The organism is Dyadobacter sp. LHD-138, assembly GCF_030929615.1.
In the GTDB taxonomy this organism is placed as follows: Bacteria; Bacteroidota; Bacteroidia; order Cytophagales; family Spirosomataceae; genus Dyadobacter.
The window spans coordinates 129,525-144,772 of record NZ_JAVFVU010000029.1 but is presented as its reverse complement, the minus strand read 5'-3'; the positions used below and the strand labels follow the sequence as shown (position 1 = coordinate 144,772).

11 protein-coding genes are annotated in these 15,248 nt (G+C 44.2%); 5 read left to right on the top strand and 6 right to left on the bottom strand.

The genetic code is table 11. The annotated features are described in order from the left end of the window. Positions 1-189: 189 nt before the first annotated feature. The 5 genes from atpH to RB622_RS20740 all read right to left on the bottom strand — a co-directional run bounded on the left by atpH (position 190) and on the right by RB622_RS20740 (position 3,575). Positions 190-726, bottom strand: a complete 537-nt coding sequence (gene atpH, locus RB622_RS20760) for an ATP synthase F1 subunit delta (RefSeq protein WP_308048569.1) — start codon at positions 724-726, stop codon at positions 190-192. A 51-nt stretch (positions 727-777) separates the two neighbouring features. Next, positions 778-1,272 (bottom strand): F0F1 ATP synthase subunit B, encoded by a 495-nt coding sequence (atpF, locus tag RB622_RS20755; RefSeq protein WP_308048568.1) that lies wholly within the window; start codon positions 1,270-1,272, stop codon positions 778-780. A gap of 187 nt (positions 1,273-1,459) precedes the next feature. Next, the gene (gene atpE, locus RB622_RS20750) at positions 1,460-1,723 is read right to left on the bottom strand and encodes an ATP synthase F0 subunit C (protein ID WP_090335138.1); all 264 of its coding nucleotides are present in this window, start codon (positions 1,721-1,723) and stop codon (positions 1,460-1,462) included. Positions 1,724-1,772: 49 nt separating this feature from the next. Next, a complete protein-coding gene (gene atpB / locus RB622_RS20745; protein WP_308048566.1) occupies positions 1,773-2,867 on the bottom strand; it encodes a F0F1 ATP synthase subunit A in 1,095 nt (364 codons plus the stop codon). Positions 2,868-3,308: 441 nt separating this feature from the next. Next, positions 3,309-3,575, bottom strand: coding sequence for an AtpZ/AtpI family protein (locus tag RB622_RS20740; RefSeq protein ID WP_308048565.1), 267 nt, complete (start codon positions 3,573-3,575; stop codon positions 3,309-3,311). A 134-nt stretch (positions 3,576-3,709) separates the two neighbouring features. On the opposite strand from RB622_RS20740, the gene RB622_RS20735 reads away from it, so the two are divergent. From RB622_RS20735 to uvrC, 5 genes are all read left to right on the top strand, one after another. Beyond that, positions 3,710-5,929, top strand: coding sequence for a tetratricopeptide repeat protein (locus RB622_RS20735; RefSeq protein WP_308048564.1), 2,220 nt, complete (start codon positions 3,710-3,712; stop codon positions 5,927-5,929). Positions 5,930-6,002: 73 nt separating this feature from the next. Further along, positions 6,003-8,300, top strand: coding sequence for a transglycosylase domain-containing protein (locus RB622_RS20730; protein WP_308048563.1), 2,298 nt, complete (start codon positions 6,003-6,005; stop codon positions 8,298-8,300). Positions 8,301-8,327: 27 nt separating this feature from the next. Further along, positions 8,328-10,604 carry a transglycosylase domain-containing protein gene (locus tag RB622_RS20725; protein WP_308048562.1) on the top strand — a complete coding sequence of 759 codons (2,277 nt, stop codon included), beginning with the start codon at positions 8,328-8,330 and terminating at the stop codon, positions 10,602-10,604. Between the two features lie 136 nt (positions 10,605-10,740). After that, positions 10,741-11,880 (top strand): glycerate kinase, encoded by a 1,140-nt coding sequence (locus RB622_RS20720; protein ID WP_308048561.1) that lies wholly within the window; start codon positions 10,741-10,743, stop codon positions 11,878-11,880. Positions 11,881-11,924: 44 nt separating this feature from the next. Continuing rightward, positions 11,925-13,733, top strand: coding sequence for an excinuclease ABC subunit UvrC (gene uvrC / locus RB622_RS20715; RefSeq protein WP_308048560.1), 1,809 nt, complete (start codon positions 11,925-11,927; stop codon positions 13,731-13,733). Between the two features lie 270 nt (positions 13,734-14,003). Here the strand turns inward: uvrC and RB622_RS20710 are convergent, their stop codons facing one another. Continuing rightward, a complete protein-coding gene (locus RB622_RS20710) occupies positions 14,004-15,236 on the bottom strand; it encodes an NAD(P)/FAD-dependent oxidoreductase (protein WP_308048558.1) in 1,233 nt (410 codons plus the stop codon). Positions 15,237-15,248: the final 12 nt, after the last annotated feature.

The following is a 15,248-nucleotide window of genomic DNA, read 5'->3' as shown; positions in this document are numbered from 1 at the left end:
AAGTCGACACAATTGTACTTTCCCGATACGCCGCACCCAATCGTAAATTAAAACTCCCCAATCCAATCCTGGAAATATGAGCCAAGGAGATCGATTGGAGAATTTTCAAGGAAGGCCTATGCAAGACAAAAAAGAAGACCCGGCCGCATAGCAGCCGGGTCTTTCCACATTATGCAGATAAAAAAAATCTTAGTTGGCAAGCTGTAATTTTAGCTCATTCAGACGATTGCGAAGAGACGCATCGATCTGGCGGTCGTTTACACGAAGCAGATAGCCGCCGATTAAGCTAGGATTTACTTTCTCTTCCAGTTCAACTGTCTTACCCGTAGCCGTTGCAACGATCGTGTTGAACTGCTTGCGAAGCTCCTCAGTTAATGGAGTCGAAGTGATTACAGTTGCTTTTTGAATACCCCGGTATTCATTATAAGCTTTTATAAATTCGTCGGCAATCGCATCAAGGATTGATTCCCGGTTTTTTCTTGTAATGATCTCAAAAATGGAATAAGAAACCGCATTTACTTTATCCTGGAAAATCGCTTTCAGAATAGCCAGTTTCTTCTCGTGACGTACTACCGGACTTTTCAGTGCCAGCATCAGGCCGCGATTTTTTTCTGCTGTATCCTTGAACAGTTTCATGTCCTCGTATACGGCTTCAACAACATTTTTTTCTTTAGCCAGTTCGATAAGAGATTTAGCGTATCTGGCGGCAACTATACCTACTGACATAGGGAATCAATTAATTTTTTGAATGAAAGAACATCACAGCGTCGCTGAACCTTAGTTCATGCGTGCTGAAGAAGCAAGATCGGCAATCAGTTTTTCCTGAGACTCTTTGTCTTTCAATTCGCGGTGCAATACCTGCTCAGCGATTTCAAGAGATAAAGTAGCTACTTCTTTACGCATTTTAGCGATTGCAGCATGTTGCTCGTTACGGATTGTGTCACGCGCACTGTCAATCATTTTCTGGCCTTCAACAGCCGCTCTGTCTTTCGACTCAGCGATCATACGGTCAGAAGCTTCTTTTGCATCACGAAGGATACGGTCACGTACGGCGTTCGCTTCTGCAATCAGCTTTTCGTTATCAGACTTCAATTTGATCATTTCAGCCTTAGTTCTTTCAGCAAGATCAAGAGCACCCTGAATTTCGTTTTCACGATCCTTTAAGCCTTTAATGATCGGTTTCCATGCAAATTTGGCCAGAATGAAAACAACCATTAAAAATACCACCAGCATCCAGAAAATAAGACCTGGGTTAGGAGTAAGCAATGACATAATATTTAATGTTTTTGAGTTGTAAAATCTTTAAATGCGAAGTGTAAGTTTTGATAACTGATACTTCCAGAGACTCTCTTTTATTAAAATCCGTGGAAGCCTAATGCTTCCACGGTAAGTTTTTTTGCCAGTCTCCAAGCCTAATGCGAAAGAGATAAAGCATGAGACCGAAATCTCAAATTCGTTACTAAAGCTTGAACGAGATAAGCAGACAGATAACCGCTGCGAACAACGCTACCGCTTCGATAAGAGCAGCAATGATAAGCATTGCAGTTTGGATAGCACCAGCAGCTTCTGGCTGACGAGCGATACCTTCCATTGCAGAACCACCAATTTTACCGATACCAAGACCAGCACCGATAGCAGCAAGACCAGCACCGATAGCAGCACCGAAAACAGCTAGACCTGCACCACCTTGTTCTGTAGCCTGAAGCAAAATTTGAAGCAACATAATTGTGTTTGTTTTAAAATATAATTAATAAAAAAAGAGATTAAAAAAATCAGTGTCCGTGATCAGCGTGGTGATTGTCTTCAATCGCGCTGCCGATGTACATGGACGATAAAAGGGTAAAGATAAAAGCCTGGATAAACGCCACCATGATCTCGATGAAGTTAAGGAACAAGGCAAATAGTGATATCACAGGAGCGATGAACATGCTCTGGAATATAAAGATCAATCCGAATAAACTTAACAGGATGATGTGACCCGCCGTCATGTTTGCAAAAAGTCGAACCATTAAGGAGAACGGCTTCATGAACACACCCACGATCTCAACCGGGATCATGATGAGCAATAGGGGGGCAGGTACACCGGTTGGCTTCACAAGGTGAAGGTAATAGTGTTTGTTGGCATTGATGTGGACAATTATAAACGTGATCACCGCAAGTGTCATCGTAACCGCAATGTTACCTGTCACGTTAGCCGCACCCGGCAGAAGACCTAAAATGTTATTGACAAGGATAAAGAAAAACAATGTCAGCAAATAAGGAAGATACTTCTCATAGTTAGGACCTACGTTAGGTTTAACAACGTCGTCACGAATGAACAGAATAACGATTTCCATGGCAGACTGAAATCCTTTTGGCGCTTTTCCTTTGTTGTTCTGATAAGCCTTACCAATGCTGGTAAAGATAAGAACCAGGATTATGGCGCTAAGCATCATGGAAGCTACGTTTTTCGTAATCGAGAAATCGTAAATTACACGGGCTTCATCAACCGGAACAATTTTCTCGGAATCTCCGTGAACCAGATGATAACCATTGTACTCATGGTGATCATTGTGGAAATTGCTCGAAGAGAAAACTTCTATACCACGATCTGCCGAGTATAAAATGACAGGTAGGGGGATCGCCACACCGTGAGAGAATTCCCATTCATGAGAATCTGCAATGTGGTGCATGATCATTTGGCCGATATTGAACTTTTCCTCTGACTTTTCCAGATTATGTTCAATTTCGTGCTCGGCTTTATTAACACTTTCAGCAACCTTATTATGGTCATCATGACCTGATTCCTGGGCCGAAGCCGGAAGGGTAAAAAAGCAAGTTGCCGCAACAAGGGCAGTGGTTATAAAGAGTCGTAAAGGCGTATACATAAATGCTTGAAATACTATGCTTTGTCAATCGCGGCGCAAGTTACAATACAAACCATATATTTCAAAGCATGTATAAAATAAATAGAGTGCAAAAAAGTTAAGAACGAATGTAAATGAATCAGTTAGCCCCGAATATAAAAATATTCCAATAAAAATAATACTCAGGATAAGCCGTCCAACGATGGTAGAAAGGTAAAACGGGACAAATTTTTCCCGATTGTTTCTAAGTCCGTATTCCATCAGGCGATGAATAAGAAATGAGAGTATAACAAAGAAGGTGAGGATGTACCATATATAAGGATGTATCCAGGCGTCATAGTGGAATCGCTGGACTAAAAATAATACAATTGCTAAAATTATAGACGCAATAATGCTTCGTAACATGTGGGCTGAAAGTCGTTATTTAATAATAGAATAATTGGTATATAAATGGTAACAAAATCACTTTAATTTCGAAATGCTCCGAATTAACATGTACAAGGAGGCAGCGATGGAAGTCAGCGATAAGACCAGCGTCCAAACCGGTACTTTGTTCATTTGCCATTGGTCAAGCCGGTAGCCGCCGTAGGTGAAAACCAGGATTGTGCCCAGCATTTGAGTTGCCATACCTGAAAACCTCAGGAATTTTGAAGGCGTTTTTCCGGAAAATCCTTTCGTTGGATCGGGGTCAGCGTTTCCCTTTTCAGTACCGTTTTTATCCTCTTCCATTGCCGTTTTATAGAATTTCCAGGTAAAGTTGCTTCAAATTTTGCAAATGGCCTTATCTTCGATACGTTATTAAAGAAAATACCGTTTTAGTTTTGCCCGGAAAAGTTAAAAAATCACCCCAAAAGTCTTTATTTGTGACCCATACACTTACACGTTCTATAAACATCATTATCGTTTGTTTGCTGTTAACGGGTGCGCTTATTGGCTGTTCCCAGTACAGCACGCGCCCTGCTGCGGTTAACTTTCACAATATTTCTTCGCACTACAATGCCTATTTCATAGCCGAGCAGGATATGCAGGAAGCTGAATTTGCGATGAAGGCTGCTTACAAAGAAGATTATAACCAGCTGCTGCCGATTCTGCTTCCATTGGATTCCGTTTTGGCGTTACCCGTAAAACCGCAATTGCTTGATGCCGTAAAAAAGGCTTCGATCGTTGCCGAAAAACACCAGAACAGTAAATGGGTGGATAACAGCTATGTGATTCTGGGTAAATCCCGTTTGTATCTTGGCCAGTGGGCGGATGGTCTGGAGGCATTGCGTTATGTGTATGCCAACGGAAAGGATGAAGATGACAAAAATAAGGCACTCGTTGTGTTAATGCGTGCGTATGCAAGCCGGAAAGATTATTCGAATGCACTGGGCGTTGCCGAATATCTGAGCCAGCAGCCCTTAACAAAAGAGGCAACCAAGGAATTTTATCTTACAAAGGCCTATCTGCACCAGCAAAACGGTGAATATCTTACATCGGTCGCTATTCTGGAAGAAACGTTTCCTTTGCTGGACAAATCGACTGAAACGGCAAGACTGCATTTCGCAGCTGCGCAAATGTACGATCGGCTTGGACAGTATGTGCTTGCCAACAAACACTATAAAAACGTAAGCAGAAACCGCCCTGATTACGATCTTGGGTTTTATTCTTCCATGAATTCGTTACAAAATCAGGTTATTATTGACCCTAAAACGGATGTTTCGTCCGTAGGTTTTGACAAAATGCTGCGCGATAGGAAAAATAGTGACCTGCGCGACAGGGTTTATTTTACGATGGGTTTGCTGGCCGAACATCGAAAACAATTGCCTGAGGCCGTTGAATATCTGCAAAAATCGGCTTCGTTTGCAACGGGTGGGAATGGTGTCCAAAAAGCATATACTTATCTTCAGCTGGCACGTATACACTATGATGCACTTGAAAAATATGAATTTGCAAAGGCCTATTACGACAGCGCATTAACGATTCTGCCCAAGGATGCGGCGGAGTATCGTGTTGTTTCCGACCGCAAGACAGCCCTGGATAACTTTGTTACCCAACAGACTATTGTCAAAATGGAAGACAGTCTTCAGATTTTGGCGCGGATGAATCCCAAAGCACTGGATGACAAAATAGACGGCATCATTGAAGCACAGGAAAAGAAAAGAATAGCGGACGAGAAGAAAGCGAAAGAGGCGCTTGCGTTGGCAGCAGCGGCACAGGGTGGAATGCAGAACGGACTCCCTTCGACAGCAAACGGAAATGACCGTAGATGGGAGCTTTATGATCCGTCGATGATTAACAAGGGTAAGATTGAATTCCGCAGGGTTTGGGGAAACAGGGTTCTGGAAGACGACTGGCGCAGAAGCACAAAACAAAACCGTGCACTGGCCGGGAATAATTTTAACAGTAAGGCCGACAGCACAGCGGCCGTTGCGGCAGCGGCTGAAACCGTGCTGACAAAGGAAAGCCCGGTCTGGAAGGAGCGGCATGCCAATTTGAAAAAGAACATTCCGCTGACCGATTCAAGTTTTGCGGTTTCTCAGAAAAAGAAAGAAGATGCTTTATATAATCTAGGTAAGATCTACCGGTTTGACCTCAAAGAACCAGAACGGTCGGTGGCTGCTTTTAACCGCGTTTTGAACGAATATCCGCAGACGCAGTACAAGGAAGAGATTTTTTACCTGATGTACCTGACACTGCCGGAAAGCGACAAAGACCGTTTGGTTTGGAAAGATAAGCTGATGTCGGAATTTCCGAATTCAACTTATGCGCGTCTTCTTAATAGTGCAGCAAATGACGGAACCACGGGAGATAAGGACAGAAATAATCCTGTGAAGGCCTATGAAAGTGCTTACAAGCTGTATGCTGACGGAAATTATACCAAAGCGCTGGAAGACATTGAATCAAATCTGCCTGCTTATAAAGGCAGTATGCTTGAAGACAAGTTTGCACTGCTTCGGGTATTTTTAGTGGGGAAAACCCGTGGACGGGAGGCTTATCTGCAAGCCATTAATGAATTTGTTCGTTTATATCCTAACAGCATGTATTTACCCCGGCTGAAAGAAATGCAGGAGCTTCGGGAAATATCGGTTGGAAAAAGATAATTCATGGAAAGTGTATCTTTGCCGATGTAATTGATCCGTTTTCATACGATTTACTAATAAATACCCCCATTATATGATTGAATTGCAGCCAGGAAAATACCGTCACAGCATTATCCGCGTTTGGCGGTTTGCCGCTATTGGCCTGGGTCTTATAATATTTTATATTTTTGCCGTAAGCATTAATTTGCTCTGGCTTTTCGGTGGAATGCCGGACCTGAAAACACTGGAAAATCCCAAAAGTGAGCTTGCTTCCGAACTGATTTCGGAAGATGGAAAATCACTCGGTAAATATTTCTTTGAAAATCGCACACCGATTGAATTTGATCAGATCTCTCCGAATTTAATAGAAGCGCTGCTGGCCACTGAGGATGCGCGTTTTGTAAACCACTCGGGTATTGACCCACGAAGTCTTGCCCGTGTATTTAAAGGTGTGGTTTCAGGTAATTCCAGTTCAGGGGGAGGTAGTACGCTGACACAGCAGGTTGCAAAAAACCTTTTTCAGACACGCTCTGAAAAGTATGGCGGTCTGTTGCATAAGATTCCGCTGGTCCGTACTGTGATTGCTAAAACCAAGGAATGGATACTTTCGGTGGTTTTGGAAAGGAAATATACCAAAAGGGAAATCATGATGATGTATCTGAATACGGTATCCTTTGGCAATAACACTTATGGTATAAAAGTTGCCGCCAAAACCTATTTTAACAAGGATGCCTGGGATTTGTCAGTGAGTGAAGCCGCGCTTTTGGTAGGAATGCTGCAAAATCCGACGCTGTATAACCCGTTAAGATTCCCGACGAACGCAGTAAACCGCAGAAATACGGTACTGGCCCAAATGGTAAAGTACAAGTACTTACCAGAAGATAAATTTGACAGTTTGAAGGAGAAATCGCTGGGGATGAAATTCACGGTAGATGGACATAATACAGGACTGGCTCCTTATTTCCGTGAGTCGATGCGGGGATATCTCAAGGCCTGGGTTAAAAAATATAACGAAGAAAACGGCGAAGATCTGGATTTGTACACCAGCGGCCTACGTATTTACACCACCATCGATTCCCGTATGCAGCGTTATCAGGAAGAGGCGCTGAATGAGCACATGAGGGCGCAACAGCGTCTTTTTGATGAGCACTGGAAAGACAGAAATCCCTGGGCTTATCCGGACGGTAAAGAAGTGCCGGGATTTATTGAAAAAGCAGTTCGTACTTTGCCTTATTTCAATGTTTTGAAGAAAGAAGTAGGCGAGAAAGAGGCATGGAAAGTGATGAACCGGCCATACAAGATGAAGGTTTTTTCTTATGATGGAGAAAAAGAAGTGACGATGAGCCCGATTGATTCACTGCGTTACTACAAGCGTTTTTTGCACGCGGGTATGATGTCCATGGATCCAAGAAACGGGCAGGTCAAAGCCTGGGTAGGTGGGGTTAACTTCAAATATTTCAAATACGACCACGTAAAACAGGGGGCCCGTCAGCCGGGTTCTACCTTCAAACCGTTCGTATACGTTTCAGCGCTGGATAAGAATTTCCTGACACCTTGTGACCGTGTTATGGATGCTCCGGTGCATTTCGGACTTTCTGATGGCGTTCCGGGCGGCTGGACTCCGCACAATGCCGGGAATAAATTCTCTTACCGTGCGCTGTCTTTAAGGCAAGCGCTGGGGAAATCTGTGAACTCGGTGAGTGCGAATATTATCAAAATGGTGAAACCCAATACCGTTGTCGAGTATGCACACAAATTGGGTATTACGAGCGAATTAAATCCAAAACCTTCTCTCTGCCTTGGCATCAGCTCCGTATCGGTTTTTGAGATGGTTAATGCCTACTGTGCATTTGCCAACGGCGGACACAGAACCGAGGCCTTGACAATTTTGAGGATAGAAGACCGTTATGGTAATGTTTTGCAGCAATTTTATCAAAAGCAAAACCAGGAATTGAGTGAGAATATGGCATACAGTATGCTGTATCTGATGCGTGGGGCGGTGGAAGATCCGGGCGGAACAGCGGGCCGTTTGAGAACTTTCGGTGTGACGGAGGGAAATGAGATCGCAGCTAAAACGGGTACATCCCAAAATTATTCTGACGGCTGGTTTATGGGGATGACCCAGCATCTGGTCTCCGGAATCTGGGTAGGCGGTGAGGATATGCAGATTCACTTCCGGACGATGGCGCTTGGGCAGGGAGGGCGTGTGGCGATGCCGGCCTGGGGTTTGTATATGAAAAAAGTTTACGATGACCCAACGTTATTACAATATAGAAAAGGACCTTTTAACAAACCCGAAAACTTCAGGCTGGATTGTGGAGGCGTGCGCTCTGATAGCGCGGATACCTACACACCGCCCTCTCGCACCGATGATGAAGGGGCATTATTTTAAATCGACAACCAAGGAAATTTCTAATTTATGATTGAACTGCAGCCTGGGAAATACCGCCGCAGCATTAAACGTGTGTGGTTATTTACCCTATTGGGTCCGGGACTTTTTGTATTTTATATCGTAGCCGTAAGTTATAATTTCTTCTGGCTTTTTGGCGGGATGCCCGATCTGATAACCCTTGAAAATCCTAAGAGCGAACTAGCCTCAGAACTGATTTCTGAGGACGGAAAATCGTTGGGTAAATACTTCTTCGAAAACCGTACACCGGTGGAATTTGATCAGATATCATCCAAAGTTACGGATGCGCTGATCGCCACGGAGGATGCGCGCTTTATTAACCATTCGGGGATTGACCCGAGAAGTATGCTTCGTGTGGCGAAGGGGATTTTACTGGCGAGTTCCAGTTCCGGGGGAGGGAGTACACTTACACAGCAGGTTGCTAAAAATCTTTTTGAGACCCGTTCTGAAAAATATAAGGGGCTGCTGGGTAAAATACCTTTTGTGCGTACGGTGATCGCGAAAACGAAGGAATGGATACTATCGATAACCTTGGAGCGGAAGTATACCAAGAAGGAAATCATGATGATGTACCTGAACACGGTTTCTTTTGGGAATAATACTTTCGGGATTAAGGTTGCGGCCAAAACTTATTTTAACAAAGAACCGCTCGATCTTGAAGTAAACGAGGCGGCACTACTGGTGGGCATGCTTCAGAATCCGACTTTGTACAATCCGTTGCGGTTTCCTACCAATGCAACCAACCGCAGAAATACGGTTTTGGCGCAAATGGTAAAATATAACTATCTGCCAGAAGATCAATTTGATACGTATAAGGAAAAGGATCTTGGTTTGAAGTTCACCGTTGATGGGCATAACACCGGTCCGGCACCGTATTTCCGCGAATCGATGCGGGGTTATATGCGGGACTGGGTCAGGCATTATAATGAAGAAAATGGCACCGACCTGGATTTGTACACCAGCGGCCTTCGGATTTATACAACCATCGATTCCCGGATGCAGGCGTATCAGGAAGAAGCGCTGAATGAGCACATGAAAACGCAGCAACGCCTTTTTGATGCGCACTGGAAAGGCAGAAATCCCTGGGCTGACGCGAATGGAAAGGAAATACCCGGATTTATTGAAAAGGCGGTACGTGCCTTACCTTACTTCAATGTTCTAAAAAGAGAAGTAGGTGAAGAAGAGGCCTGGAAAGTGATGCGTCGGCCATACAAAATGAAGGTTTTTGCCTATGACGGAGAAAAGGAAATGACAATGAGTCCGATGGATTCGATCCGTTATTATAAAAGATTTTTACACGCCGGCATGATGTCGATGGATCCGAGAAGCGGAGAAATTAAGGCATGGGTGGGCGGTGTTAATTTCAAGTATTTTAAATACGATCATGTAAAACAGGGTGCCCGCCAACCGGGTTCGACGTTCAAGCCGTTCGTATACGTTGCCGCTTTGTATAAAAACTTTCTCACACCTTGTGATAAGATTGTCGATGGGCCGGTGGAAGGACAGTGGACCCCGAAAAATTCCAACGGAAAATATTCTGAACTGCCACTGACATTAAGGCAGGCGCTTGGTAAGTCGGTGAACTCGGTCAGTGCTGCAATTATACAGATGGTGAAGCCGGAGACAGTCGTGGAATATGCCCATAAGCTTGGGATAACCAGTAAGCTGGATGCGGTGCCTTCGCTTTGCTTGGGGGTTAGTTCGGTTTCCGTTTATGAAATGGTCAATGCCTATTGTGCTTTTGCCAACGGAGGATATCGCACGGAACCTCTGACGATTTTAAGGATTGAAGACCGTTACGGTAATGTTTTGCAGGAATTCCACCAAAAACAAAATCAGGAATTAAGTGCCAATGTTGCATACAATATGCTGTATCTGATGCGTGGTGCGGTGGAAGATCCGGGTGGAACGGCCGGCCGTCTGCACTCCTATGGCGTCACCAGCGGAAATGAAATTGCCGCAAAAACAGGGACGACGGATAACCAGTCGGACAGCTGGTTTATGGGCATGACGCAGAATCTGGTTTCGGGCATCTGGGTTGGGGGTGAAGATATGTCGATCCATTTCCGGACAATCGATCTGGGGCAGGGCGGGCGTGCAGCGATGCCGGCCTGGGGTATTTATATGAAAAAAGTATACGAAGATCAGACGCTCGTTCAATACAGAAAAGGCCCGTTTGTCAAACCTGAAAATTATGTTCTGGATTGTGGAAATGTGGCATCGGATAGCACAGATACCTATGTTCCGCCAGCATCTTCCTCAGACGACGAAGGCGTACTGTTTTAAATAAATAACCGGAAGATCTCCTGCATTGTAAATTCTTAAATTCACAATGCAGGAGATCTTTTATTTTAACCGTCCTAAGTGATATCTTTATTAGATGTAATTCTGAAGGCCAGTTATTCATTCAACCATTCAATCTGTGTATATCTTAATCGCCCCTGATAAATTTCGCGGTTCGCTTGAAGCTTCTGAAGTATGCCAGTCTGTAACGGAGGGTATCCGGAAGGCTTATCCCGATGCGGAAATCGTTTCCATTCCGCTGGCAGATGGAGGAGAGGGAACTACGCGCATTTTAACGGAACAATCAAAAGGAAAATTTATTACCGCGATTGTACATGACCCTTTGGGGAGATATATTGAAGCGGAGTATGGAATTTCCGGCGATGGGAGCACTGCATTTATTGAAATGGCAGCGGCTTCGGGTCTCAATCTGTTGAAACCCTGGGAACAAAATCCATTGCTGACCGATACAGTCGGAACCGGCGAATTGATTATTCATGCCTTAAATGCCGGTGTGAAAAAGATTATTCTCGGTATTGGCGGAAGTGCCACAACGGATGCCGGCTTCGGGATGGCCTGTGCTTTGGGCTATCAGTTTTTTGATGAAAATAATGAACCGGTTATACCGAACGGAGAAAATCTTGTCAGGATCAAATCCATCAATACAGATAAAGTCGACACCCGGATAAAACACACAAGTATCGTCGTTGCCTGTGATGTTACCAACCCGCTTTATGGGGAATCAGGTGCAGCTTTTGTATATGGCCCGCAGAAAGGTGCCGATAAAGCTACGGTATCTAAACTGGACCAAGGTTTGCGAAATATTGCGAAAGTAGCGGCTGAGACATTTGGCGGGGATATCAGTCAGGCGCCAGGGACAGGTGCAGCGGGCGGATTAGGGGCTGGGGCTTTATGGTTTTTAAATGCAAAGCTTCAGGAGGGCGTTGGCATTGTGATGGAAGAAACACATATTGCGGCGCATGTCAGAAAAGCAGATCTGGTGATCACGGGTGAGGGAAAAGTGGATGAACAGACGTTAAGTGGGAAAGTGGTAAAGGGACTGGCATCGCTTTGTCAAAGTAATAACGTTCCGCTGGCCGTTGTTTGTGGCACGCTGATGATCACGCCGGAAGAAGCTGCAAAAGCCGGCATTACCTATGCGTTGTCCGTGCTCAATCGCCCTATGTCTTTGCAGCAGGCAGAAACAGAAGCTTATTCGCTGGTGCGTGACGCAACTTTTCATTTGGTGCAGTTGTTTTTTTATAAGCGACACCGATGACCCTGATTATTTTTTATTGCTTTAAAACAACGTACTGAAAATACATGCCCGAATTCAATTATAAAGACGAACTTTCTAAAATACCTTTTGACCCGGGTGTATACCGGTATTTCGATGAAACGGGTGAGGTTATTTATGTCGGAAAGGCAAAAAGTCTTAGAAACAGGGTTTCCAGTTATTTCCTGAAATCAAACCAGCACGACCGTAAAACCAAACGTTTGGTGAGTCAGATTCGCCGTATCGAATATACAATCGTGCATACTGAATGGGATGCTTTGCTGCTTGAAAACCAGTTGATCAAACAGTTTCAGCCAAAGTTTAATATTCTTTTAAAAGACGATAAAACCTACCCGTTCATTTGTATAACCAGTGAGCGTTTTCCACGCGTCTATGTAACGCGCGAACTGGATAAAAAGAAGGGGACTTATTACGGTCCTTTCGCCAATTTACGCTCCATGCATACGCTTTTGGATATGTTCAAATCGCTTTATACGATCCGTTCGTGCAATTTGTTCTTGTCGAAGGCCAATGTGGAAGCTGGAAAATTTAAAGTTTGCCTGGAATATCATATTGGTAACTGCAAAGGACCTTGTGAGGGATTGCAGACAGAAGACGAGTATAACATCGAGGTTGAGCAGATCCATCATATGCTGAAAGGGAATTTGTCGCTCCCGCAGCAATATTTCAAGGAAAAGATGCTTGCAGCCGCAGAACAGATGGCTTTTGAACATGCACACGCATGGAAAACGAAGATTGAGCATCTTTCAAATTTTCAGAGTAAGGCGACGGTTATTAATCCCAAAATTGGCAATGTAGATGTACTGACCATTGTTTCTGACGAAGAAGCGGCCTATCTGAATTTTATGAAAATTACGGAGGGGTATATGGTAGCCACGCAAACTTTCGAAGTCAAAAAGAAACTGGATGAAAGCGATGAAGATTTGTTGGCGATGATGATTGTAGAGATGCGCGAGAAATTTGGTACCGCTGCGAAGGAATTGATCTCGAATCTTAAACCGGACCTGGAGTTAAAACTGGACCTGGTGGTTCCGCAGATCGGTGACAAGAAGAAATTGCTGGATATGTCCATGAAAAATGTGATGTATTTCCGTCGTGAAAAAGCAGAGCGCAGGGAGGTTGAAAATTCGGCAAGTTCTTCTAAAAAAGATCGGGTGCTGATCAAACTGAAAACAGATTTACAGCTCAAAACATTGCCAAGGCATATTGAATGTTTCGATAACTCCAACATTCAGGGCACGAACCCGGTGGCATCGATGGTATGTTTTAAGGAAGGAAAGGCTTCAAAAAAGGATTATCGTCATTTTAATATAAAAACGGTAATCGGGCCGAATGACTTTGCTTCAATGAACGAAATCGTGGGCAGAAGATATTTACGGATGATTGCGGAAAATGAGCAGCTCCCGGATCTGATCGTTATTGATGGTGGAAAAGGGCAGTTGAGTGCGGCTTGTGATGCATTGAAAAGCCTTGGCTTGTACGGACAAGTGCCTATTGTCGGTATCGCCAAGCGACTGGAAGAAATTTATTTTCCGGAAGATTCGCTGCCGCTTTATATTGATAAAAGATCCGAATCCTTGAAGCTTATTCAGCAGATTCGCGATGAGGCGCATAGATTTGCCATTACTTTTCACAGAGACAAAAGAAGTAAAGCCAGTTTGGTTGGGGAACTGGAAGGTGTGGAGGGGGTTGGAAAAGTGACGGCAACCAAGTTGTTAAAACATTTTGGCTCAGTCCGTGCAATTCGGGAAAGCTCTCTTGAAACTTTGGCACCTCTGATTGGCTTGGACCGTGCCAAAAAGGTAAGGTCGTACTTTGATGCGATGGCGCATTAAGAAAATTCGCTCCTTTAGGAGCATCCTGTTTATAGAAAAATAGATGTTTTAAAACGGGATGAAGACTCCTTCGGAGTCACCTGATGGTAGAAAGATGTAAGCTGAGGACAGGAGGCTCCTCAGGAGCCGAATTTATGAACATGTATGCTGGATTGCTATAAACAGGGTGCTCCCAAAGGAGCGTTGTTTGATGGGAATACGTCTGCTGATATTATTTTAGATATAATTATTTGAATATAAGGCGTTTGTGTTTTGTTGGCAAACTTGGCGTTAGCTGTTTTTTCCAATTTCTCTTCCGGCCACAAATCCCGTTGTCCAGGCATTCTGGAAGTTAAATCCACCCGTTATGCCGTCAACATCCAGCACTTCCCCAGCGAAAAATAACCCTGGAACTTTTTTACTTTCAAGTGTACCCTGGTCAATGTCAGCAAGTGTTATGCCTCCGCAGGTAACGAATTCTTCCTTGTAAGTACTTTTTCCTTTTACATCAAACTGGCTGTTCGTCAAAAGCTCGGCCATGCGGTTAAGGACTTTATTCGTTGTCTCTGACCAACGTAAATTTTCGGTAATCTCAGCCTTTTCAGTAAATGCTTTCCATAAACGAAGCGGCAACCCGAACCGTGTATGCGAAGTAATTTGCTGTTTTGGCGTATTGGTTTTTTCTGCAATTAGAAATTCCCTGACCTGCTGCTCATTCATATCCGGCAGCCAGCTTATTTTAAATGTAAAATGATAATCCAGAGCCGCCAGGTCACGCGCTCCCCAGGCAGATAACTTCAAAATCGCGGGACCGCTGAAACCCCAGTGTGTCAATAAAACGGGCCCGCGCCATTCGTGTTTGGTTCCGATGATCTTAATATGTGCATCCTGCACCGCAACGCCGGCAAGTGGGAGCAAATATCCATTGGGAACATTAAAAGTGAAAAGCGATGGAAAGGGCTCAACAATCGTGTGATCATGAACACTCAGCCAATGGAAACCACTCGATTTGGGATGCCCGCCCGTTGCGATCAATAATTTATCAGCCGAAATCACTTCTTCCGAGTCCAGTAAAATAGAAAAGCGCATACCGGTTTGTCCTTCCGTCCAGGCAAAAGATTTTACGCCGGTACTGGTTCGGACATCGATACCGGCAATTCTGGCAGCTCGTATCAAACATTCGATGATTGTCTGGGAGGAGTCAGTGACAGGAAACATTCTGCCGTCATTTTCTGTCTTAAGTTTTACACCACGATTCTCAAACCAGTCTACTGTGGATTGTGCATCAAATTGTGTCAGAAGTTTTCTCAAAAACTTTTCGCCGCGGGGATAGTTTTTTATGAAAAAACGAAGGTCGGAAGGTTTGTGCGTAACATTACAGCGGCCGCCGCCTGATATTCTTACTTTATTCAGTACGGTTTTGTTTTTTTCTAAAACAATAATCCGGGCTTCAGGATAAGTTTCTGCGGCAGTTATGGCAGCCATAAACCCCGAAGCTCCTCCTCCTATAATCACAATCTGCATACAATGAATCGT